This is a genomic window from Sinorhizobium fredii USDA 257 (genome assembly GCF_000265205.3).
Taxonomy (GTDB): Bacteria; Pseudomonadota; Alphaproteobacteria; order Rhizobiales; family Rhizobiaceae; genus Sinorhizobium; species Sinorhizobium fredii_B.
In genome coordinates this window covers 6,250,622-6,276,917 of sequence record NC_018000.1, presented here as the reverse complement: position 1 = coordinate 6,276,917, position 26,296 = coordinate 6,250,622, and the positions used below count along the sequence as shown (strand labels likewise).

Genomic DNA, 26,296 nt, shown 5'->3' with positions numbered 1-26,296 from the left:
GTAGTCTACACCGATCGAAACCTTCCGGAACAGCCTACTTATAGCAGGCTACAAACCTTCACCAACAGCGAAAATGGGAAAATCTTCCGCGCTACGACTTCGAACTTATGCGGTCCTTGTACGTTGTGGACGAAACGGAGCACGCCATGGACCGTCGCGACGTCATCGCCATCGGAGGGTCAGCAGGAGCGGTCGGCGCATTGAAACAGTTGCTCCGCGAACTTCCTCCCGACTTCGCCGCTACTCTCTTCGTTGTCGTCCATGTCGGCGCGCTTGGAAAGAACCTGCTCGCCGAGATTTTTGCGCATCACGCGACGATCTCCGTCAAGACGGCGGTGGACGGTGAGCGCGTCCTTCCCGGCAATGTCTACGTAGCGCCGGCAGACCACCACCTCCTCGTTATCGACGGCGTCACCCGTCTCGGCCGCGGGCCGCGCGAGAATCTGGCCCGCCCGGCCGTCGACCCGCTGTTTCGATCGGTCGCAATGACCTACGGCCCGAGGGCCATCGGCGTCGTCCTCACGGGTATGCTGAACGACGGAGCGGCGGGGCTCGCCGACCTGAAACGATGCGGCGGCGTGACTGTCGTGCAGAACCCGGCCGATGCCGCGGCGCCGGATATGCCGCTGGGCGCCTTGGCTGCGACCAACGTCGACTATCGCGCTCCACTTGCCGATCTCGCTTCGCTGCTCGTCGAGCTCACGACCGAAGAGGCCGGTCCGCCGGTTCCGGTTCCCGACGACATCAGGTTCGAAGTCGACATTGCACTTGGCCGCCAGGTCGATGCAGCATTGATGACAGGAATTGCCGACCCCGTGCCCTTATCATGCCCGGCATGTGGCGGTGTTCTCTCTCAAATCAAGAACTGTCCGCCCTTGCGATTCCGTTGCCAGGTCGGCCACGCTTATACGTCCGATATCTTGTCGGCGGAGAACGAGTGCTCCGTGGACGAGGCCGTGCGGGTGGCGCTCCGGATCATCGAGGAACGGGTGACGCTCAGCGAAAAGATGGCAGACGATGCGGGGCGCAACGGCTTCAAGCCGCCGCCGCCGCAAACCGACGGCGGGCCGAAGAGATGCGAGAGCATGCCGAAACATTGCGTCGCGCCATTGTCGGCAAATCATTGAAGGTGCCCGCCGGCGAGATCCATCCGCAAAACCTCTCCCCAGCCGCTCCCGACGAGGGTGAGGGGCTTTAGCGCCCGCTTAACGCCGGAACTAAAGCTCGTCGCATTAAACGTATTCATGCGGCGCGCTTTAGGTCTTTGTTATTATGCATGTCGTCATCCCAAAACCGCTGCACACTTTTGGGCGACTGCATTAATGCGCCTCGTCCCAATTCTGCGCCGCACGGGCATCCACCTTCAGCGGCACTCGCATGTCGAGCGCCGGCATCGCGGCATTTTCCATGACCGAAACGATAACCGGGACGGTGCTTTCGATTTCCCCCTCCTCGACCTCGAAAATCAACTCGTCATGCACCTGCAGCAGCATGCGGGCGGAAAGCTTCGCTTCCTCCAGCGCCGGCTCCATCTTCACCATGGCGCGGCGGATGATGTCGGCGGCCGAGCCTTGGATCGGGGCGTTGATCGAAGCGCGCTCGTTGAAGGCTCGCATCGACGGGTTTGAGGAACGAATGTCCGGATAATGGGCGCGGCGGCCGAAGATCGTCTCGACATAGCCATGCTCGCGGGCAAAGGCCTTAGTGTTCTCCATATAGTCGCGGATGCCCGGGAAGCGCTCGAAGTAACGCTTGATGTAATCGCCGGCCTCCGAGCGTTCGATCGAAAGCTGGTTGGCAAGGCCGAAGGCGGAGATGCCGTAGATGATGCCGAAATTGATCGCCTTGGCGCGCCGGCGGATCTCGCTCGGCATGCCGTCGACGGGCACGCCGAACATTTCGGACGCGGTCATCGCGTGGATGTCGACGCCGTCGGCAAAGGCTTGGCGAAGCTGCGGAATATCGGCCACATGGGCCAGCACCCGGAGCTCGATCTGGCTATAGTCAGCCGAGACCAGTTTGCGGCCCGGCGTCGCGACGAAGGCGGTGCGGATCTTGCGCCCCTCGGCGGTCCTGACCGGAATGTTCTGCAGGTTCGGCTCCGACGAGGAAAGCCGCCCTGTCGTCGTCGCCGCAAGCGCATAGCAGGTGTGGACGCGTTTCGTTTCCGGATGGACGAAGCCCGGCAGCGCGTCTGTATAGGTGGATTTGAGCTTGGTGAGCTGGCGCCAATCGACGATCTTGCGCGGCAACTCGTGGCCAACGGCGGCAAGATCCTCGAGCACCGAAGCGGAGGTCGACCATTGCCCGGTCTTCGTCTTCGAGCCGCCCGGAAGGCCCATTTTGCCGAACAGGATATCGCCGAGCTGCTTCGGCGAGCCGATGGTGAAGGTCTCGCCGGCCAGCCGATAGATCTCGTCCTCGAGTGCGGCGGCCCCCTGCGCCAGCTCGCCGGAGAGGCGCGAGAGGATCTGCCGGTCGACGGTGATGCCGCGCTCCTCCATATGCGCCAGAACGGCGATCAGCGGCCTTTCGAGCCGTTCATAGACGCGCGTCAGCCCCTTGGCGGCAAGCCGCGGCTTCAACACGTGCCAGAGGCGAAGCGTGACATCCGCGTCCTCGGCCGCATAGGCGGTCGCCCTGTCGATATCGACGAAATCGAAGCTCACCGACGCCCTGCCGGTGCCGGCAATGTCCTTGTAGGGGATCGGCACGTGGCCGAGCCAGCGTTCGGAAAGCGAATCCATGCCGTGCGTGCCATTGCCCGCATCGACCACATAGGACATCAGCATCGTGTCGTCGAAGCTCTGCAGGGTGATGCCGTGCCGCTTCATGACGAGATAGGCGTATTTCAGGTTCTGGGCGACCTTGAGGATGGACGGGTCCTCCAGCAGAACCTTTAGCCGGCTCAACGCCTCGCGCACCGGCACCTGGTTTCCCACGAGACCGCCGCCCAGCAGATCGCCGACGCCGTTTTTGTGGATCAGCGGCACATAGGCGGCGCGGATCGTGCCGCCCAGGGGATTGTCGCCGTAGTCGGCGATCGCCATCGAAACGCCGACCAGGGCGGCGCGCATCGGGTCGAGGGAGTTCGTCTCCGTGTCGAAACCGAGCACCCCCGCCTCGCGCGCATCGGCGATCCAGCGATCGAGGGTCTCGATGTCGCGGATCGCCACATAGGCCGAATGGTCGAACGGAGCCTTGGCAAAGAATTCGGCGCGCGCTTGTGCCAGCCCCTGCGGCGTCGCGCCAGTGGCATCCGCATCGCCCTTGCCGGTGAGGAAGGAAACCGCCGCCTTGGCGGCATTGCCGCGCGGCGGCGCAGCGCTCGACGATGCCGGTGTCGGCGGTGGCCCGGCGGCCTCGCCCACGTCGAGGTCCGGTCCGTGCGCTTGAGCGCCCCATTCGACCGGCACATACGCCGGCTCGACCGCCTCCGCATCCGTATCGGTCGCCGCCGCGACGCGGCGCGTCAGGGTGGTGAATTCCATCGTCTTCAGGAAGGCGATGAGCTTGGGGCCATCCTGCGAATCGAGTTTGAAATCCTCGAGCGGCACGTCGAGCGGCGTGTCCTTCTTCAAGGTGACGAGCTCGCGCGACAGGCGCGCCATCTCCGCATTGGCGATGATCGCCTCGCGCCGCTTCTGCTGTTTGATCTCGCCCGCCCGCGCCAGCAGCGTGTCGAGGTCGCCATACTCCTCGAGGAGCTGTGCCGCGGTCTTCGGGCCGATCCCCGGAATGCCGGGGACGTTGTCCGTCGAATCGCCGGTCATTGCCTGGAGATCGATCATCTTTTCGGGCGGCACGCCCCATTTCTCGATCACGTCGGGAATGGCGATTTGCTTGTCCTTCATGCTGTCGTACATCGACACATTGGGCGTGACCAATTGCATGAGGTCCTTGTCGGAGGAGACGATCGTGACGCCGGCGCCGGCCTCTTCGGCAAGCCGCGCATAAGTGGCGATCAGGTCGTCGGCCTCAAAGCCTTCCTTCTCGATGCAGGGCAGGTTGAAGGCGCGGGTGGCGTGGCGAATCAGCCCAAATTGGGGGATCAAATCTTCCGGCGGCGCCGTGCGGTTCGCCTTGTACTGGTCGTAAAGCGTATTGCGGAAGGTTTTTGAGGAATAGTCGAAGATCACCGCGAAATGCGTCGGCGTCACGCCGACCGAGGTGTCGCGCGCGTCGGTCAAAAGCTTCCAGAGCATGTTGCAGAAGCCAGCGACCGCATTGACCGGAAGCCCGTCCGACTTGCGGTTGAGCGGCGGGATGGCGTGGAACGCCCGGAAGATGAAGCCCGAGCCGTCGACGAGGAAGAGATGATCACCGTTTTTCATGCGGCCATGGATAGCGCGGGGGAAGGCAAAGGTCCATTGCGGTTTTGCTTGCAAACACCGACCGCGAGGTTCAATTTCCGAAGCCAGGGCGATACGCCATTCCGCGCCGTTGGTCGGAAAATTCGATGATGAAGAGCCTCACGGAAACGTTACGCATTTGTAATGTGCGACTCAGTCGGACAATCCTTGAAAAGCCACATTTGAATCCTCAAATCAGGGTGAGCGGCACTTAAACGATGCCGTCGTCTGGTGATTGGCCTGTCCCCCGCCCGCACCAGATGTGGACAAAGGCCTCATCCCCCTCTCCGGGCCTTTGTCCCGCTTTCACAGAGCCGCCACGGCGCCGCCTCCGCGCCGTGGCGGTTTTTGTTTGGAGCAAGAACAGGCAACTCCATCGCCTGCTTTGTAACTTGTCTTCCTGCCGATTCGCGCCTACCCATGGGACATGGCCTTCAACCGTATGGATTCGGCGACCTATCTGGCCAGCCTGCTGGCAAGAAGCTTCTCGCGCGCCCTGCAGGAGCGGGCGCAAAAGCTCGGCTTCGCCCCGGGGCAATTTCCCGTTCTGCTGGAATTGTGGGCGGAGGACGGACTGACGCAGAAACAGCTGCTCGACCGTCTCGATATCGAACAGGCGACCATGGCCAATACGCTCGCCCGCATGGAGCGCGACGGCCTCGTCGTCCGCCGCAAGCATCCGAACGACAGGCGCTCGCAGCAGATCTACCTGACGGAACGGGCCCGCGAGATGGAGGCGGCGGCGAAGGAGGCAGCGCTTGCGGCCGAGCAATCGCTGCTCGCCGGCTTTCGGCGCTTCGAGAAGGAGCTCATGCTCGAATATATGCGGATGGCGCTCGCCAATGCGACACGCGGCAACGACCCTTCCTGACCGTCATCTCGACAATTTGTCGTTGCATCAAAAGATTTCGCTTAAAGCCGCCCCTATTCGATTCTAGTTTCGCCCGCGAAACCCACAAAGGATTCGCATGATGGCAGATATCACCCGCGTGCTCGAGCGCGCCGACGCAAACCTTCCCCAAAGCCTCGAGCGACTTTTCGACCTCGTCCGCATCCAGTCGATCTCCACCGATCCGGCCTTCAAGGCCGAGTGCCGCAAGGCGGCCGAATGGCTGGTGGCGGAACTCGAAGCCCTCGGCTTCGAGGCCTCGGTGCGCGACACGCCCGGCCATCCGATGGTCGTCGCCCATCATGCCGCCGAGAAGGCAAGCGCCCCGCACCTGCTCTTCTACGGCCATTACGACGTCCAGCCGGTCGATCCGCTGAATCTCTGGGACGCACCCCCCTTCCAACCGGCGATCAAGGAACTCGAACCCGGCCGGAAAGTGATCACCGGCCGCGGCACGTCCGACGACAAGGGGCAGCTGCTGACCTTCGTCGAGGCGGTGCGCGCCTACAAGGAGGCGCATGGGGCGCTGCCCTGCCGCATCACCGTTCTCTTCGAAGGGGAAGAGGAATCCGGCTCCCCGTCGCTGAAACCCTTCCTCGAGGCCAATGCCGCCGAACTCAACGCCGACTACGCGCTGATCTGCGACACCGGCATGTGGGATCGGGAAACCCCGGCGATCTCGGCCGGTCTGCGCGGCCTCGTCGGCGAGGAGATCATCGTCAAGGCAGCGGATCGCGACCTGCATTCCGGCCTTTTCGGCGGCGCGGCGGCAAATCCGATCCATATCCTCACCGACATCCTGGCCGGGCTTCACGACGAGGCCGGCCACATCACGCTCGACAATTTCTATGACGGCGTCGAGGAGACGCCGGCCGAGATCAAGGCGAGCTGGCAGACGCTCGGCCGGACGGCCGAGAAATTCCTCGGCGACGTCGGTCTTTCAATCCCCTCCGGCGAGAAGGGGCGGTCGATATTGGAGCTGACCTGGGCCCGTCCGACGGCGGAGGTCAACGGCATCACCGGCGGCTATACCGGCGAAGGTTTCAAGACGGTGATTGCCGCGCAAGCCTCCGCCAAGGTCTCCTTCCGCCTCGTCGGCAACCAGGATCCGGCGAAGATTCGCGAGAGCTTCCGCGCCTATGTGCGATCGAAGATCCCGGCGGACTGCTCGGTCGAGTTCCACGCCCATGGTGCTTCGCCGGCTATCCATCTGCCCTACGACTCGGCGCTCCTCACCACCGCCAAGGCGGCGCTCTCCGCCGAATGGCCGAAGCCGGCGATCGTCATCGGCATGGGCGGATCGATCCCGATCGTCGGCGACTTCCAGAAGATGCTCGGCATGGAATCGCTGCTTGTCGGTTTCGGCCTTGCCGACGACCGCATTCACTCGCCCAACGAGAAGTACGAGCTGACATCCTTCCACAAGGGCATCCGCTCATGGATCCGGATCCTCGACGCGCTGGCCGCCTGAGCCTACAGCGCCGTGCGTCTTTTCAGACGCACAAAGCACGCTGTAGCACTTTGAATTGCTGCATGTATTTGACCTTAAATCGGCGACGATTTGAGGAAACATGCAGTCGTCAGCCGCTGCGAAAGGCCTTCGCAGCCGCTCACCCTCAATAGAGGACATCCGAGCAGATATCCGGCCCGTGCTGCTTGACCTCACCGCCTCGGGATGCTTCCCTTTTTGCAAAGGCACAGAATGGGAATGGGCTGTTGGCAAGGGTGAGTATCGAGGCATCGCTTCTGAGGCGCGATTCTTTCTGCAATGGCGGAAATGGCCGCTCTGGCAACGCCCTCCATTCCTGGACAAGCCGCGCTCGGTCCGTCGCCCTGGCGCCAGCATGACACGGCTGAAGGCATATTTCTGGCCGGCAGTGGGACTGGCGGCAATCGTCTTTTCGGTGCGTGCGCTGATCCATGAACTGCGCGGTTTGTCCCTGAACGAGTTCATCGCCAGTTTCCAGGCGATCTCGATCGAGAGCTGGGCGCTCGCAATCGGCTCGACACTTGTCGCCTATGCGGCCCTTGCCGCCTACGACAAGCTGGCGCTCGACCATCTCGGTCATCGCATCTCGATCTGGTTCATCACGCTCTGCTCGTTCACGACCTATGCGCTGTCGCACAATCTCGGCGCCTCGGTGTTCTCCGGGGCCGTGGTGCGCTATCGCGCCTATCGCTCGAAGGGGCTGACGCCCGGCGAAATCGGCATCCTTGTCGCCTTCTGCTCCTTCACCTTCACGCTCGGCACGCTGGTGCTGTCGGCAATCGTGCTGCTCGCCAAGCCGGACATCATCGAACGGTTTGCCGAGTTTCTGCCGATCGAGATGTCGCTGACGACGGGCGTTCTCATCCTGGTGCTCATCTGCCTCTATATCCTTGGCAGCCTGATCGGTCTTCGGCCGCTGCGCACCCGATGGTTCCAGCTTCACTACCCGCGGCCTCCGATCGTGCTCAGGCAGTTGGTCATCGCCCCTGTCGAACTCCTCGGCGCCGCCGGCATCATCTATTTCGCGCTGCCGGACGCCGGCAATCCGGGCTATGTCGTCATTCTCGGCATTTTCCTCGCCTCCTTCTCGGCGGCGCTGCTCTCGCACGCACCGGGCGGCCTCGGCGTACTCGAACTCGTCTTCATCGCCGCACTGCCCGAGATGGACCAGGCCGACGTGCTGGCGGCACTAGCGATCTTCCGCCTGCTCTATCTGCTGGTTCCGTTTGTCATGGCACTCGTCGTCATCTTCGTCTTCGAGCATTCGCGTTTCCTGGAGCAGCGCGACGCGAAGGGCTCGTAGCTACCCGATGAGGCCATCAGGGCGCGTTGCAGACGCCGGGTATCGCCTTTTCGATCGGTCCCTCCGCATCATCGAGGCGCGCCGTCTCGATCTGGTAGGGGGCGAACGGTGGCACCTGCAGCGACGGGTTGATGATTCTCGTGACATAGCAGCCGGAGAAGAAGCGGATCTTGCCTTCCCGTTCGACGGACCTGATCGCCACCGGCACGGCCGAGTAGATGCTGCCGGCGGCCCCCTCGGTCGTCACCTTGCCGATCCGGATCTCCACCGATTCGGTTTTCGCGTAGCCATCGGCAAAGGCCTTGAATTCGCCGACCGGCTTCTTGTCGCCGAAATAGGCATAGGCCCTGGCATATTCCTTGCGGTTGATCGCGTTATAGAGCGAGCGAACAAGCGCGGCGCCGTCGGAACGATCATCGACGTAAGGCGCGGACTCCTGTGCCCTGCCCTCGACGCTCAACGCCGACAGGGCCGCCAATGCCGGCAGGATTATCGAACGAAGCCTCATCATCTCCCTCTCTGACGGACGATCAAGGCCGACCCGAATCGGTGGCCAGACGTCCGCACGATCGGTCATGATCACGACGATTTTGAGTTGAGGCGATCGAACCGTGTCATACCGGCGGCAGGCCCGCCTTGCGCCTTGCGACGACGCGCTCGCGCCAGACGGTGAAGATCCCCGCCGCCACCACCAGCAGCGATCCGATGATCATGTTGACCGTCAAGGTCTCGCCGAAGATCGAGACACCCATGATCGAGGCGAGGACGAGCTGCAGATAGGTGAGCGGCTGCACCGCGACGGCATCGAGCAGGTCATAGGCGCGAATGAGGAAATAGTGGCTCAGGCTGCCGGTGACGCAGAGAAGCAGCATCCACACCCAGTCCGGACCCGTCAGCGTCGCCCAGAAGAACGGGCCGACGAGGCTGATCGCCGCCGCACCGACGACGCCGCTATAGAAGAAGCTCGTCAGCGCCGAATCATCGCGGCTGACGAGCCGCGTCGTGATGGCATAGACCGCGAACATCAGCGCCCCGGCGAGCGGCAGGAGAAAATCGACCTCGAAGGTGCCCTCGCCCGGCTTCAGGATCAGCAGCACGCCGACGAGACCGGCGGTGATCGCCGACCAGCGGCGCCAGCCGACACGCTCGCCGAGAAGCGGCATTGAAAGCAGTGCTACGAAGATCGGCGTCGCCGCCAGGATGGCTTGCGAATGCGCAAGCCCCACGATGGTGAAGGCGGTGATGACGACGACGATCTGCGCCGGCAGCAAGACGCCGCGCGACACCTGAAGGAGCGGCCTTTTCGTCACGGCGGTGGCACGCAGCCCGGCCGGCGACCGCCAGGCCAGCGTGACGGCAAAGGCGGCAAAGGCCCAGTAGCGGATCATCGCCACGAAGACCGGCGGGTAATTGGCGCCGAGATGCTTGGAAAGCCCGTCTTGGATCGAGAAGATGACGATCGCCAGAAGCGCGAAGACGTAGCCGTTTGCCTTGGATCTCATGGCTCGTCGATACACGCGTCCAGCGCCAAGAGCACGATTTTGTGGCGCGTTCCTGCGGCCGCGCCACAGTGGCTCCGACAATCGGGCGAGTTGACAGAAAAAGACCCCGAGGCCGGGAGGAGGTGGCGTCGGGGTCTTCAAACTCGGCCGGTTCCTGGGAGGAGGAGTGAAACCGATCCGCATCGGGCGCCGCGGGAGGAGGTGCAGCGCTTCGATGAGGAGATCATATGTCATTCCGGCTGATTTAATAGCGACAATGTTGCATCGCAGCATTGCAATGCATGCAAAGCGGACTGCTCATGACCCGCTGGACCCGCGGCTGGGTCGCAATTCGAATACGAGGCCTGCACCGCCCGTGGCCAAGGCGGCCACCCAGCGATGCCAAGGAATTGAAGGCGCTAGGTTTTTCCCTATTCCCATTCTTAACTCCCCCTTAAATAGCCGCATTTAGAGTCGAGGGATCGGCATGAGCGGGACGGGAAGACCGGCGCCGCATGACAATTGCGCCGCTGGTGTCGCCTGACAGCGATGATGAACCGGTCCGGCCATAGGGGACAGATCCTTCCGGCATGGCGAGCAGAAAATCAGGGCAGCGGATCGAACCTTCCTTCGGCGGCGATTACGATGACGACGACGATCTACGCGTCGAGGCGAGCGATCGCGTGATCGGTGGCGGACGCAAGGCCAAGCAGGCCCGGCCGAGCGCCAAAGGCGCGCGCGCGACGCGCGGCAGGCTGACCGGCAGAGGCGGGTCCGGCGGCGGCTTCCTCGCTCCGGTGCGGCGGCTTGCCTATTGGTGCGTCGTGCTCGGCATCTGGGGCGCGATCGGCGTCGGCGGGCTGGTGCTCTACTATGGCGCGCGCATGCCGAGCGCCACGAGCTGGTCTATCCCCGAACGGCCGCCGAACGTCAAGATTCTCGCGGTCAACGGCGATATCGTCGCCAATCGCGGCGCCACCGGCGGCGAGGCGCTGGCGCTCGAAGACATGTCGCCATACATCCCGCAGGCGGTGATCGCCATTGAGGACCGCCGCTTCTACTCGCATTTCGGTGTCGACCCGCTGGGGCTGGCGCGCGCCATGCTGACCAACCTGACGAGCGGCCGCATGGTCCAGGGCGGCTCGACGCTGACGCAGCAGCTTGCCAAGAATCTGTTCCTGTCGCCGGAGCGCACGCTCGAACGAAAGGTGCAGGAAGTGCTGCTCGCCTTCTGGCTGGAGCAGAAATACACCAAGGATCAGATCCTGGCGATGTATCTCAACCGCGTCTTCTTCGGCTCGAACGCCTATGGCGTCGAGGCGGCGTCCAGGCGCTACTTCAACAAGTCGGCGCGCGACGTCAATCTCGGCGAAGCGGCGGTACTCGCCGGCCTGTTGAAGGCACCTTCGCGGCTTTCGCCGGCGCGTGATCCTGAAGCGGCCGAGGCGCGCGCGCAGGTGGTGCTCGGCGCCATGCGCGAGGAAGGCTTCGTCACCGATGCCGAGATCAAGACGGCGATGTCGCAGACGCCGACGCGGGCGAAAAGCTTCTGGTCGGGCGCCGAGCACTATGTCGCCGACATGGTGATGGACCAGCTTCCCGGCATGATCGGCGAGGTCAGCCAAGACCTGATCGTCGACACCACCATCGATCTGTCGCTCGAGAAGAAGGCCGAAGAGGTGCTCGCCGCATCACTCGAGGAGGAGGGCGGCAAGCTCAACGCCTCGCAGGCGGCGCTCGTCTCGATCGACGGCACCGGCGCGATACGGGCGCTGGTCGGCGGCAGGGACTATGCGGAGAGCCAGTTCGACCGCGCCTCGAAGGCGAAGCGCCAGCCGGGCTCCGCCTTCAAGCCCTTCGTCTATGCAGCGGCGCTCGAGATCGGCCGCACGCCGATGTCGGTGCGCAATGACGCGCCGGTCCGGATCGGCAACTGGACGCCGGAGAACTACGACCAGAAATATCGCGGCGAGGTGACGCTTGCCGATGCGCTGGCCAACTCGCTGAACACCATCGCCGCCCAGCTCGTCATGGAGGTGGGGCCGCCGAATGTCGTCAAGCTGGCGCATCGGCTGGGGATCGATTCCGAGATGCAGGCGAACGCCTCGATCGCGCTCGGCACGTCGGAAGTCAGCCTCGTCGAGCTCACTTCGTCTTATGCGCCCTTCATGAACGGCGGTTTCAAGGCGACACCGCATGTCATCCGCCGCATCTCCACCGCCGACGGCACGGTGCTCTACGAGAATACCTATGACAACCCGCCGCGCGTGCTCGATCCGGCGATCGTCAGCGAGATGAACCGGATGATGGTGCGGGTGCTGACTGACGGCACCGGCAGGAAGGCGCGCCTGCCAGACTGGGAAGCGGCCGGCAAGACCGGCACGACGCAATCTTTCCGCGACGCGCTCTTTGTCGGCTACACGTCCAACCTGACGACGGGCGTCTGGTTCGGCAACGACGACGGCAAGTCGATGAAGAAGGTCACCGGCGGCGGGCTGCCGGCCAAGGCCTGGCACGATTTCATGGCGGCAGCGCATGAGGGGCTTTCGCCCTCGCCGCTCTTCGGCACGACCGGCGTCCAGCCGGTCTTCGACGAGGGCAGTCCCGTCGCCGGCGGCGAGGCTTTGCCCGACGGTTTCGGTGATCCGGCAGCCTTCCCCGAACGCCCGGCAGCGATGGACGGTGCGATCGCCGTCGACCAGACCCGTCCGGCAGCAGAGCCGACGGGGGGCCCGATCCCGCCGGCAGGCGTCGGCGAAACCACCGGCGCGACCCGTCGCACAACGCTTTTCGAGCTTTTGACCGGCGGCTGAACAGGGCGTCGCCAGCGACAGACAGACGCGCCCGATCATCGACGGACGCATCGCGCGCAAGCGACCGGGAAAGTCCGCTTGCTTTTGGCCCTGCTCGCCCCGCAGAATGCCTTGCAGTGCGAAACGCCGGTCCTTATATACGCCGCATCGACGCAGCCCTCGGGCCGCGATCAAATCCAAAGAGCATCCCGTTAGGGACTGTCCCATGAATGCCTGACCGGGTTCCGACAGTCCGCTGCAAGGAGAGAACGACATGGCAAAAGTTATTGGTATTGACCTCGGAACGACCAACTCCTGCGTCGCCGTGATGGACGGCAAGGACGCGAAGGTGATTGAAAACGCCGAAGGCGCGCGCACGACCCCGTCGATGGTGGCCTTCTCCGACGATGGCGAACGTCTCGTCGGCCAGCCGGCCAAGCGCCAGGCGGTCACCAATCCGGAAAACACCCTTTTTGCGATCAAGCGCCTGATCGGCCGCACCTTCGAGGACCCGACCACCCAGAAGGACAAGGGGATGGTCCCCTACAAGATCGTCAGGGCCGACAATGGCGATGCCTGGGTCGAGGCGCATGGCAAGAGCTATTCCCCGTCGCAGATCTCCGCGATGATCCTTCAGAAGATGAAGGAAACCGCCGAATCGTATCTTGGTGAGAAGATCGAGAAGGCCGTCATCACCGTTCCGGCCTACTTCAACGACGCCCAGCGCCAGGCCACCAAGGACGCCGGCAAGATCGCCGGCCTCGACGTGCTGCGTATCATCAACGAGCCGACCGCGGCCGCCCTTGCCTACGGCCTCGACAAGAAGGAAGGCAAGACGATCGCCGTCTACGACCTCGGCGGCGGCACCTTCGACATTTCCGTGCTGGAAATCGGCGATGGCGTCTTCGAGGTGAAGTCCACCAACGGCGATACCTTCCTCGGCGGTGAAGACTTCGACATGCGTCTCGTCGAATACCTGGCTGCCGAGTTCAAGAAGGAGCAAGGCATCGACCTCAAGAACGACAAGCTTGCGCTGCAGCGCCTCAAGGAAGCTGCCGAAAAGGCGAAGATCGAGCTGTCGTCCTCGCAGCAGACCGAGATCAACCTGCCGTTCATCACGGCCGATGCTTCCGGTCCGAAGCATCTGACGATGAAGCTGTCGCGCTCCAAGTTCGAAAGCCTCGTCGAGGACCTGATCCAGAAGACCATCGCGCCGTGCAAGGCGGCCCTCAAGGACGCCGGCGTCTCGGCTGCCGAGATCGACGAAGTCGTTCTCGTCGGCGGCATGACGCGCATGCCGAAGGTCCAGGAGACGGTGAAGCAGCTGTTCGGCAAGGAACCGCACAAGGGCGTCAACCCGGATGAAGTGGTCGCCATGGGTGCCGCCATCCAGGCCGGCGTGCTGCAGGGCGACGTCAAGGACGTCCTGCTCCTCGACGTGACGCCGCTTTCGCTCGGCATCGAGACGCTCGGTGGCGTTTTCACCCGTCTCATCGAGCGCAACACGACGATCCCGACCAAGAAGAGCCAGGTCTTCTCGACGGCCGATGACAACCAGTCCGCCGTGACGATCCGCGTCTCCCAGGGCGAGCGCGAAATGGCCGCTGACAACAAGCTGCTCGGCCAGTTCGACCTCGTCGGCATTCCGCCGGCACCGCGCGGCATGCCGCAGATCGAAGTGACCTTCGACATCGACGCCAACGGCATCGTGCAGGTCTCCGCGAAGGACAAGGGTACCGGCAAGGAGCACCAGATCCGCATCCAGGCCTCCGGCGGCCTTTCCGACGCCGATATCGAGAAGATGGTCAAGGACGCCGAAGCCAACGCCGAGGCGGACAAGAAGCGTCGCGAATCGGTGGAAGCCAAGAACCAGGCCGAGAGCCTGATCCATTCTTCCGAGAAGTCGCTGAAGGAATATGGCGACAAGGTTTCCGAGACGGATCGCAAGGCGATCAGCGACGCGATCGCGGCGCTGAAGACTTCCGTCGAAGCGTCCGAGCCGGACGCCGAGGACATCAAGGCCAAGACCAACACGCTCATGGAGGTTTCCATGAAGCTCGGCCAGGCGATCTATGAAGCCCAGCAGGCGGAAGCAGCGCATGCGGATGCCGCCGCTGACGCCAAGCGTGACGGCGACGATGTCGTCGATGCCGACTATGAAGAAGTCAAGGACGAGGACGACCGCAAGCGGTCGGCATAAGCTCTCCTCGGTCAAACCAGCGAAGCCCGGGATCGCTCCCGGGCTTTTCTGTTGCCGCCGAAGTCCCGACACTACCGACAGCCGGCGGGAAATGTACTTGCAGGCGCGGCGCGCAGCGATCAATCCGAACGATGATGCAAGGGCAAGTGGCGAGAAGTGGTGCCGGAACGCCATTATTCCGACAAAAAAGCACTCGGTGGCCCGACTTGGCTATGGTATCGCGCTTCAAGGTTTACTAAATCCTGTGGCAAGATAATCAGGCAGGGTCGGATCGCGCTGGCAAGCCTTGTCAACTGGACAATCTTTGAAGCATGAAACGAGATCTTTACGAAACGCTTGGCGTTGCAAGAAACGCGGACGAGAAGGAACTGAAAAGCGCCTTCCGTAAACTGGCAATGCAATATCACCCGGACCGCAATCCCGGGGACCAGGAAGCGGAAAAGTCCTTCAAGGAAATCAACCAGGCCTACGAGACGCTGAAGGATCCGCAGAAGCGTGCGGCCTACGACCGCTACGGCCACGCAGCCTTCGAGCAGGGCGGCATGGGAGCCGGCTTCGGCAACGGCTTTGCGGGCGGCAGTGCCGGCGGCTTCTCGGACATTTTCGAAGACATCTTCGGCGAGATGATGGGCGGCGGTCGTCAGCGCCGCTCCTCGGGCGGTCGCGAACGCGGTGCGGACCTTCGCTACAACATGGAGATCACCCTCGAGGAGGCCTTTTCCGGCAAGACGGCGCAGATCCGCGTGCCGACGTCGGTCACCTGCGACGTCTGCACGGGCTCGGGCGCGAAGCCGGGCACCAGCCCGAAGACCTGCGCCACCTGCCAGGGCTCCGGCCGTATCCGCGCCGCCCAGGGCTTCTTCTCGATCGAACGCACCTGCCCGACCTGCGGCGGTCGCGGTCAGACGATCACCGATCCCTGCAGCAAATGCCATGGCCAGGGCCGGGTCACCGAGGAGCGCACGCTGTCGGTCAATATTCCGACCGGCATCGAGGACGGCACGCGTATCCGCCTCTCCGGCGAGGGCGAAGCCGGCCTGCGCGGCGGTCCCCCTGGCGACCTCTATATTTTCCTGTCGGTCAGGCCGCATGAGTTCTACCAGCGCGACGGAGCAGACCTCTACTGCAGCGTGCCGATCTCGATGACGACCGCGACACTTGGCGGCAAGTTCGACGTTACCACACTCGACGGCACGAAATCGCGCGTCACCGTGCCAGAGGGCACCCAGGCCGGCAAGCAGTTCCGCCTCAAGGGCAAGGGCATGCCGGTGCTGCGCTCCAACCAGACGGGCGACCTCTATATCCAGATCCAGATCGAGACGCCGCAGAAGCTCACCAAGCGCCAGCGCGAATTGCTGCAGGAGTTCGAGCAGATCTCGTCCAAGGAGAACAATCCGCAATCGACGGGCTTCTTCTCCCGCATGAAAGATTTCTTCGATACACTGAGCGAATAGCCACACCAGGCTTTCGACTTTGCCCCTCACCCTAACCCTCTCCCCACAGGCGGGGAGAGGGGACTTTGGGCAGGCACTAGCCGCGAGTCCCCTTCGCCTCGCCTGCGGGGAGAAGGTGGCCGGCGGGCCGGATGAGGGGCATAGTCGAGGGGCCCGGATCGCCGGTGCTCCGCCCGTGCTCATCTTATGTTACCGCCGCCACCAATTGCCAGAAGCCGAGGGCCATAAGCACCGAACCGGCGAGCCGCGACAGGAGGCGACCGACCGGCAGTAGCTTTTCGGCAAGCACGAAGAGCGCGATCGCGGCGATCCACAGCACATTCATGATGCCGCCGACGAAGAGGAGTGCCATCAGCGCCCAGCAGCAGCCGACGCAATAGAGACCGTGACGGAAGCCGAGCCTCATGGCGCCACCCGGATCGCTTCGGAACCCGCCGTGTCTCTGCAGGAAGACGATCGGCGCCTGGCACTGCGTCAAACAGGCATCCTTGAGCGGCGTCCACTGGTAAAGTCCCGCCACGATCAACACGATGCCGCTGAAGACACGACTGGCGCTTGCCAGCGCCGGGGTCAGCAGCGTGCCTTCGATCAGCCATTGTCCGAGCGTGGCGACCAGTGCGAAACCTGTCCAGGCGATGAGGTAGCCGGCGGTGAAATAGCCGGCCGAGGCAAAGGGCTTGCCGTCCCTGAGGCTTTGCCGTCCGACGCGGGCATAGAGAAGGATCATCGGCGACGCTGAGGGAAGCATCATGCCGATCATCATCACCACCCACATGGTCAGGGTGAAGGTGGCCTCGACCGGGCTCCAGGGACGCGGCGAAATCCCCAGCAATGCGTCGAGCGGTCCGGTCCTCGCCTCGCCTCCCATGTGCATGTCCATATCCATGTCCACGCCGGGGTCCATGGGCATTGTTGCATCCATTCCCGTCTCGGGCATCGACATGCCGCCCATGTCCATGCTGGCCGCGAGCCAGAGAATATAGATCCAGGCGACCGCCGCTAACGTGGCGATCGCCGCAGCGACGATCGACCGGTCGCGGCGCAAGAGGGATTCGAGCGTGGTGTCGGTCATGGTGTCAGTGCACCACTCCGCGTTCGGTCATGTGGATCCTGGCGAAATGGGCGTGCGAGTCCGACAGGGACAGCGACAGCGTACCGACCGTGTCGGCCCAACCGCGCCCCACCTCGCAGGTATCATACTCGAAGCCGGTCGGCAGGTTGAGCCTGGCGCGGTGCTTATCACCCGTTACCGGATTGAGGATCGGCTCACCGCGCGCCTCGATCCATCCCGGCACGCTGACGCGCGCCGTCCGCCCTTCGATGTCGACCTCGAAGTCGATCGGCGCGAAAACCGGATCGTGGAACGTTTCGAAGGTCGTCGAAAACACCTGGAAGAAGGTGGCGCCGGGTTCGGTGTCCTGCCCGCTCATGATGCGCAGCAGCGCTTCGCGCTGCATGTCCGACGCCCGCTCGTCGACGATCGGCACGACCTCGCCGCGGCCCTCATGGATGGCGCCGGGCCAGGCGACGATCATTCCGCACTTCAAGCCATCGAGGCGGGTGTCGCCGTGATGGCCTTCCTCGATCTCGATCATCCCCACGGCGCTGCAATGCCCGTGCGTCGGCAAGGCATTGAACTGGCAGGGGCAACCATAGGCACAGTTGCAATGAATGAATTCACGGCCCTTGATCGTCCATTTGACGTTCGCCATCGTCCCCTCCCAGAGACTATTCCCTTAGGCCATGGGAATATACACCCCGCCAGAAGGGCTGCCAACGGCGCGGCGGTGCCCCGGCGCCACACCATTTCAGGGCGAGTCGGATCGAGTTCGGGTGAAGATATGCCGCCGCCTTAGCCGACGAGGTCGACAGCGAAGTAGGAGAGGGCAGAAATCAGCGCGGCGGCGGGCATCGTGATCACCCAGGCGACGACGATGTTTCCGGCGAGGCCCCAGCGCACGGCAGAGACACGCCGAGCCGAGCCGACGCCGATGATGGCGCCGGTGATCGTGTGGGTCGTCGAGACCGGAATGCCGAGCCAGGTTGCCGCAAACAGCGTGATGGCGCCGCCGGTCTCGGCACAGAAGCCTTGCATCGGATTGAGCTTGGTGATCTTCGATCCCATGGTGTGGACGATCCTCCAGCCCCCGAAAAGGGTTCCGAGCGCGATCGCCGCCTGGCAGGTGATGACCACCCAGAAGGGCACGTGGAACTCCGGCCCGAGATAGCCCTGAGAAAAGAGGAGCACGGCGATGATGCCCATGGTTTTCTGCGCGTCGTTGCCGCCATGGCCGAGCGAATAGAGCGAGGCTGACACGAATTGCAGCCCTCGGAAGGTGTTGTCGACGGCAAACGGCGTCTGGCGCACGAACAGCCAGGACACGATCAGCACCAGCAGGAGAGCCAGCACGAAGCCTATCCCCGGCGACATGACGATGGCGCCGGCGGTCTTCAGAAGACCGGACCAGACGATGGAACTGAAGCCGGCCTTGGCGAGGCCCGCGCCGACGAGACCGCCGACGAGAGCGTGCGAGGAGCTCGACGGAATCCCGAATATCCATGTCAGGATATTCCAGGTGATCGCGCCGATCAGCGCCGCAAAGATGACCTGGGGCGTGACGATGCCGGGATTGATGATCCCCTTCCCAAGCGTCTCGGCCACATGCAGGCCGAAGAACAGGAAGGCGATGAAGTTGAAGAAGGCCGCCCACATGACGGCATATTGCGGTCGCAGCACCCGCGTCGAGACGATCGTCGCTATCGAATTGGCTGCGTCGTGCAATCCGTTCAGGAAATCGAAAAATAGGGCAACCCCGATGAGACCCACAAGCAGCGGGAAGGCGAGGGTGGCGTCCATCAGACGTTCTCGATCACGATGCCGCTGATTTCGTTGGCAACATCCTCGAAGCGGTCGACGACCTTTTCCAGCTCGCCAAAAATCTCGCTGCCGATGATATAGGCCATGGGATTGGTGCTGCCATGGCGCTTGAACAAGTCCTTCAGGCCCTGCTCATGCAGTTCGTCGGAGCGGCCTTCGACGCGGGTGACCTCTTCGGCGATCGTGCTCAGGCGTTGCGCATTGACGCCGATCCGGTTGAGGAGCGGAATAGCCTCGGCGACGAGATGGGCGGCCTCGACGACCGCCAAGCCCATGGCCTGCATGCCGGGATCAAAGCTCTTCTGCTCGTAGAGCCGGATGGTCTTCACCGTCTTGTGCATCATGTCGATCGCATCGTCCATCGACTGGATGAGATCCTTGATATCGCCGCGATCGAAGGGCGTGATGAAGCTGCGGCGCACCGCAAGCAGGACCTCTCGGGTGACCTCGTCGGCCTCGTCCTCGAGCTGGACGATGCGATCGCAATGGCGCTCGATGTCCGGTCCGCCGGCAAGCAACGCGTTCAACGCCTCCGCCGCCTCCATGACAGTGCGCGAATGCTGCTCGAAGAGATCGAAGAACCGGTCTTCACGGGGGAGGAGCTTGCGAAACAGGCCGAGCATCATTCATCCAACTGTCGATTGTCACAAAACTGTCATATTGCACTTGCGCGGCGGGGGAAAGTTCCGATGCGTCCGAAAATAGAGGCTTTCCCACAGCGGATTCTGCCACAAAGGCCCCCCGATTGGACCTAACCCTCTCCAGCACGCGGGGCTTGGCGCTCGCCGCAAGGCTCCTCTCGCCGTCGTTACGGGGCGAAGGTCGCGGCAGGGGAATGAGGGGCAGAAATCGACCCAAACCGTATTAACCTTTCGCCTTGCCTTGGCCCGGCTTTCGTCCTACCTCACAGGCACGTCGAATTCGGACCCGCAATGCCCCACAAGGTCTCTCTCACCCGCCTGAAACTCAACGACTTTCGCAACTATGCGGCGCTCTCGCTCGAGCTCGACCAGCGGCATGTCGTGCTGACCGGCGAGAACGGCGCGGGCAAGACCAACCTGATGGAGGCGATCTCGTTTCTTTCGCCGGGCCGCGGCCTGCGACGCGCCGCTTATGCGGATGTCGCCCGGGTCGGCGCAAGTGACGGCTTCTCGGTTTTTGCCGCAGTCGAGGGAATGGAAGGCCCGGTGGAGATCGGCACGGGTACGGCAGGCGCGGAGGAAGGGCAAGCCCGCCGCCTCAGACTCAACGGCACGCCGGCCCGCACCGTCGACGAACTCACCGATCATCTGCGCGTGCTCTGGCTGACGCCGGCGATGGACGGCCTGTTCACCGGCCCATCCTCCGACCGGCGGCGGTTCCTCGACCGGCTGGTGCTCTCCCTCGATCCCGAGCACGGCAGGCGTGCCAGCGAATTCGACCGTGCGATGCGCAGCCGCAACCGGCTGCTCTCCGAATTCCGGCCGGATCCCGCCTGGCTTACCGCGATCGAGCGCGAAATGGCCGGCCTGGGCGTGTCGATGGCGCTTGCCCGATTGGAGATGCTCGGCCTGTTGACGGCACTCGTAGAGCGGAGCCAGGGCGGCGGCACCTTCCCGTCCGCCAGCCTCTCGCTCGCCGGATTTCTCGACGATCGCCAAGGGCTGCCGGCCTACGATCTCGAAGAGCAGTATCTCTCGATGCTCAAGGACGGCCGCGCCCGCGATGCGGCAGCGGGCCGAACGCTCGATGGACCGCACCGCAGCGACCTGATGATCCGCCATCGGGAAAAGGACATGGAGGCGGAACGCTGCTCGACCGGCGAGCAGAAGGCCCTTCTCGTCGGGCTGGTGCTCGCCCATGCGCGTCTCGTCGGCGACATGACCGGCCACGCGCCGATACTCCTGCTCGATGAGATCGCCGCGCATCTCGATCAGGGACGGCGGGCGGCGCTCTTCGACCGCGTCGACGAACTCGGCGGCCAAGCCTTCATGACCGGAACGGATCAGGCAATGTTCGAGGCGCTCGGTGAACGGGCACGCTATCTGACCGTTGCAAATGGTCACGTTTCGGAGTGACATCCCCTCCTCCATAACGCGTCGAAAAGAGGCGCGGGCAGGAACCCCACGGAGACGGACATGACCGCAGCAGCCCTCGATCCATCGGAAATCGCGCGCTATGCGCGCCATATCGTGCTGCCTGAGATCGGCGGCGCCGGACAGCAGAAGCTGAAGGCCGCGCGCGTGCTCGTCATTGGCGCGGGCGGTCTCGGCGCGCCGGTGCTGCAATATCTCGCCGCCGCGGGCGTCGGAAAACTCGGCATCGCCGATGACGACGCCGTCTCGCTGTCGAACCTGCAGCGCCAAATCATCCACGCCACCAGCGACATCGGCCGGTCGAAGGTCGAGAGCGCCGCCGCCGCGATCGCCGACCTCAACCCGCTTGTGGTGGTCGCGCCGCACCCGCAGCGTATTTCAGCTGAGAACGCCGAAGCGATCTTCCGGCAATACGACCTCATCGTCGACGGTTCGGACAATTTCGATACGCGCTATCTGGCGGCGGATGCGGCGGAGGCGGCACGGATCCCGCTCGTCACAGGCGCCGTCGGACGCTTCGACGGCTCCGTCACGGTGTTGAAACCCTACGAGGCGGATGCCGACGGTCACCCCAACCCATCCTACCGCGATCTCTTCCCGGCGCCGCCTCCGCCGGGTGCGGTGCCGGCCTGCGCCGAAGCCGGCGTGGTCGGGGCGCTAACCGGTGTCATCGGCACATTGCAGGCGATGGAAGCGATCAAGCTCATCACCGGTATCGGCGAACCGCTCGTCGGCCGCCTGCTGCTCTATGACGGCCTCGCGGCCGCGTTCAGCACGATCCGCTATCGGCGCGGCCGGATTTGAAGACAGGATGGAAACGCGTCGCCTCGACCAGAGCTTCGATCGCTACGAGGAGCTCCTGGCGCTGATCCTGACATCCTTTGCCTATATGGATGGGCGGATCGATCCGCCCTCCTCCGCTCATGCACTCACGGTCGAGTCCTTGCGTCGGAAATCCAACGACGAGATCGGCTTCGTGATCGCCGTTGGTCGCGAGCTTCTCGGTTGCGTGTTCGTGAAGCCCGAGCCGGACTGCCTTTACATCGGCAAGCTGGCCATCGATCCGGCCCATCAGGGCAAGGGCCTCGGCCTCCGGCTGCTTGCCGCCGCGGAGGAGACGGCCGGTCACTTCGGCCTGCCCGTGCTGAGATTGCAGACGCGTATCGAGCTCACGGAAAATCACGCCACCTTCGCAGCCTGGGGCTTCGTCGAGACGAGCCGATCCGCCCATCCCGGTTTCACGCGGCCGACCTCGATCGAAATGCGGAAGCTGCTTTGGACCTGAAGCGCCGCATGCAACCGCGGCTATAGTCGCCCCCTCTCCCCGCAGGCACCCCGCAGGCGGGGAGAGGAGAAGGGTGAGGGGCAAAAGCCACCTTTTTTCATTTCAGCTTCAATCCCTCCCCGGCAGCACCCGGTCCGGCGGGCGATGACCGTCGTAGAAGGTGCGGATGTTGATCACCACCTTGTCGCCCATGTCGATGCGGCCTTCGAGTGTCGCCGAGCTCATATGCGGCAGCAGCACCACCTTGCCTTCGCCGGCGAGCCTGATGAGCTTGGGGTTGACGGCCGGCTCATTCTCGAAGACGTCGAGACCGGCGCCGGCAATCTTGCCCTCCCGCAGGCATTTGATCATTGCCGTCTCGTCGATCACGTCGCCGCGCGCGGTGTTGACGATGTAGCTGTCGGGGCGCATCAGCGCCAGCCGGCGGGCCGAAAGCAGATGATAGGTGGCCGGCGTCGACGGGCAATTGACGGAAACGATGTCGACGCGGGCGAGCATCTGGTCGAGGCTGTCCCAATAGGTCGCCTCGAGCATCTCCTCGGTCTCCCGCTTGACGCGATGGCGGTTGTGATAGTGGATCGAAAGGCCGAAGGCCTTGGCCCGGCGGGCGACGGCTGTCCCAATCCGCCCCATGCCGACGATGCCGATCCGCTTGCCGGCGATGCGGCGGCCGAGCATCCAGGTCGGCGACCACCCGGCCCATTCGCCCTTGCGGTCGGTCAGCACCTGCGCACCCTCGGCGAGCCGGCGGGGCACCGCCAGGATGAGCGCCATGGTCATGTCGGCGGTATCTTCGGTCAGCACGTTCGGCGTGTTGGTGACGGTGATTCCCTTGCGGGCGGCGGTATCGACGTCGATGTTGTCGACGCCGTTCGAGAAGGCCGCGATGAGCTTCAATTGCGGGCCTGCCTGCTCGATCAGCGCGGCGTCGATTCGGTCCGTCACCGTCGGCACCAGCACATCGATCCTTTTCACCGCGGCAACCAGCTCCGGCTGGCTGCGCGGCGTATCGTCGATGTTGAGCTCTGCGTCGAAAAGCTCGCGCATCCGGGTTTCGACGACATCCGGCAGTTTCCGGGTGATATAGACGGTCGGCTTCTTCTTGCTTGTCATTCCTGCGAGCGGCCCTCGTTGACGGGTCCTTAACCAAGTTGGGTGATAGTTTTCTCCCTATAGCCGCAATTTCTACCAGACCCGGTGGGGAAGACAATTGAAAGTCGCTGTCCGGGTCCAGGATTTGCGGCACGCGTCCGGTCGGGCGCGTTCCAGGGTGCGTCCCCGGATCGGAAACGACCCGAGGATTAGAACATGCGGCAATTCAAAGTGCTACAGCGAGCTTTGTGCGTCTGAGAAGGCCACCGCTGTGGAGACGCCGCAAGGCCTCGCTTACGATCGGAACATGGGCTTCGTCATGCGTCACATCATTTCCAAAGCCTCTCAGTTGTTGCTGGCCGCGTTCCTCGGAACGGCCATCATGAATTCCGCCGCCTTTGCCCAGGCGGCAAAGGGCCCGAGCGGACTGCCGCTCCCCCGCTTCGTCAGCCTCAAGTCCAGGAGCGTCAATCTCAGAATCGGGCCGAGCCTCGATTACGCGGTCGCCTTCCGCTATCTGAGATCCGGCGTTCCCGTCGAGATCATTCAGGAATACGACAACTGGCGCCGCATCCGAGACGCCGACGGCACGGAGGGCTGGGTCAACCAGGCGCTGCTTTCCGGCGATCGCACCGCCGTTGCTGCACCGTGGATGCGCGGCAAGGGTGAAGAGATCTTCGTCAATCTCCGGCGCGACCCACAGAGCACGGCGCCGATCATCGCCCGCATGCAGCCGGGCGTGCTGCTACATATCGGCGAGTGCAACGGCGACTGGTGCCATGCGGAGACGCAAGGGGTGGAAGGCTGGATCGCCCAAAGCGAAATCTGGGGCGCCTATCCGGGGGAAGCCTTCAAGTAGGCCGCTCCGACCAGCGACGGACGCTCGCCCCCAGTTATGCGTTCGCCTAAGAACTAACGGGCGTGTCGAACGTCATGACTTGGTCGACTTTTTGATCAGTCCTAACTTCGAAATGAGATCGGTGACGAGTTCATCCACGCCCCTCTTCGCGGTGTCGATGACGAGTGGCCGCGGCATCCAATCTTCATAAACTCGATTGGTGATCTCTTCCCACGTTGGTTTTGCCAGCCCCCGTACATCGGTCTTCCGGGTTTCTACCCGCCGACGATGCTCCACTTTGTCTGAGCATATGATCTCAACCTCGATGGCCGATTTGCCCGACCGCTCTGCGACTGACAGCCACGCGTCTCTGGTTACTCGGAGGCAGTTTACCGAATCAGCGATGACGGTATTGTCGAGAGTGAGATTGTCTTTAGCCACTCCATAAGCCGCTACGTACCCTGCTGGCCCGATGTCGGAGTTTAGACCGCCCGAAGCGCGAATGCTTTGCTCGATCGTGTCGACTCGCACATGCACGGCATGCAGTTGCCTCGCAAGGGCGCGAGCAATTGTCGTTTTCCCCGTCCCCGGTAAGCCGCCCAAAATGATGAGCATGAGCAGAGCTTTCGATTGTTCTCACACCGACTTTCAGTCGAGATGCGTCAGACGAGGGCGGCCTCCCGGGCAGCGCTGGCGAGCGATATCATCGGGCGCGGGCCGATCTGGCCGATGACGATACCGGCCGCCAAGTTGCCGAGCTTGCTGCAATCTTCGAGCGAACGGCCGGCCGTGTAGCCGTAGAGGAAGCCGGCCGCATAAAGGTCGCCGGCGCCGGTCGTGTCGACCACTTGCTCGACCGCAGTCGCGCCGACGCGCACCCGTTCCTCGCCGCGCACGACGATCGAGCCTTCCTCGCTGAGGGTCACGGCGGCGAGCTTGCAATCCTTGGCAAGCATTCGAAGCGCCTGATCGAAATCCTCCGTCTCGTAAAGCGCCAGTGCCTCCTGCTTGTTGGCGAAGACGATGTCGACGGTGCCGGAGCGCATCAGGTCGAGAAACTCGTCGCGGTAGCGATGCACGCAGAAACTGTCCGATAGCGTCATCGCCGTCTCGCGACCATGGGCATGGGCAATTCTCGCTGCCTCGCGGATCGCGTCCTTGGCGCGCGGCGGATCCCAGAGATAGCCCTCGAAATAGGTGACGCTCGATTGGGCGACGACGTCGGCCTCGACGTCTTCCGGGCCGAGCTCGACACAGGCGCCGAGATAGGTGTTCATCGAGCGCTCGCCGTCCTCGGTGACGAAGATCATCGAGCGCGCGGTCGGCGGCAGGCTCTCGAGCGGCTGGGTCTCAAAATGAACGCCCTGGGCGCGGATGTCGTGGGTGAAGATCTGGCCGAGCTGGTCATTGGCAATCTTGCCGAAATAGGCCGCCCGCCCACCGAGGTTCGCAACGCCGGCGGCGGTGTTGCCGGCGCTGCCGCCCGAAGCTTCGACCGCCGGGCCCATGCGCGAATAGAGGAGCTCGGCCCGCTCCGCATCGATGAGGTTCATCGCGCCCTTGATGATACCGTTGTGCACGAGAAAACTGTCATCGCAGCGCGCGATGATATCGACGATCGCATTGCCGATCGTCAGTACATCGAATTTCGTCATGAGCTCCGTCCGGTTTCCTGAATGGCCGGTGTTCGTTAATAGCGGTTTTCCGGCCATTTGGAAGACGTAAATATGCCGCGATCACCTTGGCAGAGCGGCCGCGTCGTAGGCGTCGGCGAAGTCGGCGCTTGGCGGGATCGGCTTGATGACATCGATCATCACGCCATTGGGATCGGCGGTAATGAAATGGCGCTGGCCGAACGCCTCATCGCAGAGTGCCTTGAGAATGGGAAGCCCGGCACCTCGAATCTCGGTGTAGAGCCGGTCGGGATCTTCGACTTCGAAATTCAGCAACAGGCCCTGAACGGGTGCCCGGCGCTGCTCCGGCACGGTCTCATGACGGTAATCGAGAACGGCAAGCGTCACATGCTCGTCCTCGGTCGACTGCAAATGCATGTACCAGTCGCTGACGAAAAGCGGCTCGAAGCGAAAATGCTTCACGTAAAACTCGGCGGTCGCCCGCACATCCGCCGTCATGATCACCGGATAGTAGCTCGTCGATTTCATGCTTTT

21 protein-coding genes and 1 pseudogene are annotated in these 26,296 nt (G+C 63.3%); 11 read left to right on the top strand and 11 right to left on the bottom strand.

Annotated features, from left to right (window positions below):
• The first annotated feature begins 146 nt into the window (after positions 1–146).
• Positions 147–1,198, top strand: a pseudogene (locus USDA257_RS29360) (chemotaxis protein CheB).
• A gap of 121 nt (positions 1,199–1,319) precedes the next feature.
• Here USDA257_RS29360 and polA read toward each other — a convergent pair.
• Entirely contained in the window at positions 1,320–4,334 is a 3,015-nt protein-coding gene (gene polA, locus USDA257_RS29355) for a DNA polymerase I (RefSeq protein WP_014766622.1), read from the bottom strand.
• A gap of 445 nt (positions 4,335–4,779) precedes the next feature.
• Between polA and USDA257_RS29350 the strand changes: the two genes are divergently transcribed.
• The 3 genes from USDA257_RS29350 (at position 4,780) to USDA257_RS29340 (ending at position 8,033) form a co-directional block, all read left to right on the top strand.
• Positions 4,780–5,223 (top strand): MarR family winged helix-turn-helix transcriptional regulator, encoded by a 444-nt coding sequence (locus USDA257_RS29350; protein ID WP_014766621.1) that lies wholly within the window; start codon positions 4,780–4,782, stop codon positions 5,221–5,223.
• Between the two features lie 97 nt (positions 5,224–5,320).
• Positions 5,321–6,712, top strand: a complete 1,392-nt coding sequence (locus USDA257_RS29345) for a M20/M25/M40 family metallo-hydrolase (protein ID WP_014766620.1) — start codon at positions 5,321–5,323, stop codon at positions 6,710–6,712.
• A 373-nt stretch (positions 6,713–7,085) separates the two neighbouring features.
• Positions 7,086–8,033: a lysylphosphatidylglycerol synthase transmembrane domain-containing protein gene (locus USDA257_RS29340; RefSeq protein ID WP_041414829.1), complete on the top strand. Its 948-nt coding sequence runs from the start codon at positions 7,086–7,088 to the stop codon at positions 8,031–8,033.
• 16 nt (positions 8,034–8,049) lie between these two features.
• Here USDA257_RS29340 and USDA257_RS29335 read toward each other — a convergent pair whose 3' ends face one another.
• Entirely contained in the window at positions 8,050–8,541 is a 492-nt protein-coding gene (locus USDA257_RS29335) for a hypothetical protein (protein ID WP_014766618.1), read from the bottom strand.
• A gap of 106 nt (positions 8,542–8,647) precedes the next feature.
• On the bottom strand, positions 8,648–9,535 hold the full coding sequence (locus USDA257_RS29330; protein ID WP_048657440.1) for a DMT family transporter: 888 nt from the start codon (positions 9,533–9,535) through the stop codon (positions 8,648–8,650).
• 569 nt (positions 9,536–10,104) lie between these two features.
• Between USDA257_RS29330 and USDA257_RS29325 the strand changes: the two genes are divergently transcribed.
• From USDA257_RS29325 to dnaJ, 3 genes are all read left to right on the top strand, one after another.
• Positions 10,105–12,327 (top strand): transglycosylase domain-containing protein, encoded by a 2,223-nt coding sequence (locus tag USDA257_RS29325; RefSeq protein ID WP_014766616.1) that lies wholly within the window; start codon positions 10,105–10,107, stop codon positions 12,325–12,327.
• Between the two features lie 253 nt (positions 12,328–12,580).
• Positions 12,581–14,506, top strand: coding sequence for a molecular chaperone DnaK (dnaK, locus tag USDA257_RS29320; RefSeq protein WP_014766615.1), 1,926 nt, complete (start codon positions 12,581–12,583; stop codon positions 14,504–14,506).
• Between the two features lie 311 nt (positions 14,507–14,817).
• Positions 14,818–15,960 (top strand): molecular chaperone DnaJ, encoded by a 1,143-nt coding sequence (gene dnaJ, locus USDA257_RS29315; protein WP_014766613.1) that lies wholly within the window; start codon positions 14,818–14,820, stop codon positions 15,958–15,960.
• 184 nt (positions 15,961–16,144) lie between these two features.
• On the opposite strand, the gene USDA257_RS29310 is transcribed toward dnaJ, so the two are convergent.
• The 4 genes from USDA257_RS29310 to USDA257_RS29295 form a co-directional block, all read right to left on the bottom strand.
• Entirely contained in the window at positions 16,145–17,032 is an 888-nt protein-coding gene (locus USDA257_RS29310; RefSeq protein ID WP_014766612.1) for a DUF2182 domain-containing protein, read from the bottom strand.
• A gap of 4 nt (positions 17,033–17,036) precedes the next feature.
• The gene (locus USDA257_RS29305; RefSeq protein ID WP_014766611.1) at positions 17,037–17,672 is read right to left on the bottom strand and encodes a DUF1326 domain-containing protein; all 636 of its coding nucleotides are present in this window, start codon (positions 17,670–17,672) and stop codon (positions 17,037–17,039) included.
• 140 nt (positions 17,673–17,812) lie between these two features.
• Positions 17,813–18,817: an inorganic phosphate transporter gene (locus USDA257_RS29300; protein ID WP_014766610.1), complete on the bottom strand. Its 1,005-nt coding sequence runs from the start codon at positions 18,815–18,817 to the stop codon at positions 17,813–17,815.
• Positions 18,817–19,461, bottom strand: a complete 645-nt coding sequence (locus USDA257_RS29295) for a DUF47 domain-containing protein (protein ID WP_041414826.1) — start codon at positions 19,459–19,461, stop codon at positions 18,817–18,819. The genes USDA257_RS29300 and USDA257_RS29295 overlap by 1 nt, the downstream gene beginning before the upstream one ends.
• Positions 19,462–19,770: 309 nt before the next feature.
• On the opposite strand from USDA257_RS29295, the gene recF reads away from it, so the two are divergent.
• The 3 genes from recF to USDA257_RS29280 are packed head-to-tail and all read left to right on the top strand — an operon-like array spanning position 19,771 to position 22,198.
• A complete protein-coding gene (recF, locus tag USDA257_RS29290; RefSeq protein WP_014766608.1) occupies positions 19,771–20,895 on the top strand; it encodes a DNA replication/repair protein RecF in 1,125 nt (374 codons plus the stop codon).
• A 60-nt stretch (positions 20,896–20,955) separates the two neighbouring features.
• The gene (moeB, locus tag USDA257_RS29285) at positions 20,956–21,717 is read left to right on the top strand and encodes a molybdopterin-synthase adenylyltransferase MoeB (protein WP_014766607.1); all 762 of its coding nucleotides are present in this window, start codon (positions 20,956–20,958) and stop codon (positions 21,715–21,717) included.
• 7 nt (positions 21,718–21,724) lie between these two features.
• On the top strand, positions 21,725–22,198 hold the full coding sequence (locus USDA257_RS29280; protein WP_014766606.1) for a GNAT family N-acetyltransferase: 474 nt from the start codon (positions 21,725–21,727) through the stop codon (positions 22,196–22,198).
• 108 nt (positions 22,199–22,306) lie between these two features.
• On the opposite strand, the gene USDA257_RS29275 is transcribed toward USDA257_RS29280, so the two are convergent.
• The gene (locus tag USDA257_RS29275; RefSeq protein ID WP_014766605.1) at positions 22,307–23,311 is read right to left on the bottom strand and encodes a 2-hydroxyacid dehydrogenase; all 1,005 of its coding nucleotides are present in this window, start codon (positions 23,309–23,311) and stop codon (positions 22,307–22,309) included.
• Positions 23,312–23,609: 298 nt separating this feature from the next.
• Between USDA257_RS29275 and USDA257_RS29270 the strand changes: the two genes are divergently transcribed.
• Positions 23,610–24,149 carry an SH3 domain-containing protein gene (locus USDA257_RS29270; protein ID WP_370057336.1) on the top strand — a complete coding sequence of 180 codons (540 nt, stop codon included), beginning with the start codon at positions 23,610–23,612 and terminating at the stop codon, positions 24,147–24,149.
• 72 nt (positions 24,150–24,221) lie between these two features.
• Here USDA257_RS29270 and USDA257_RS29265 read toward each other — a convergent pair whose 3' ends face one another.
• The 3 genes from USDA257_RS29265 to USDA257_RS29255 form a co-directional block, all read right to left on the bottom strand.
• Positions 24,222–24,743, bottom strand: coding sequence for an AAA family ATPase (locus USDA257_RS29265; RefSeq protein ID WP_014766603.1), 522 nt, complete (start codon positions 24,741–24,743; stop codon positions 24,222–24,224).
• A 47-nt stretch (positions 24,744–24,790) separates the two neighbouring features.
• On the bottom strand, positions 24,791–25,783 hold the full coding sequence (locus USDA257_RS29260; RefSeq protein ID WP_041414823.1) for an adenosine kinase: 993 nt from the start codon (positions 25,781–25,783) through the stop codon (positions 24,791–24,793).
• Between the two features lie 81 nt (positions 25,784–25,864).
• Positions 25,865–26,290, bottom strand: a complete 426-nt coding sequence (locus tag USDA257_RS29255) for a VOC family protein (protein ID WP_014766601.1) — start codon at positions 26,288–26,290, stop codon at positions 25,865–25,867.
• Positions 26,291–26,296: the final 6 nt, after the last annotated feature.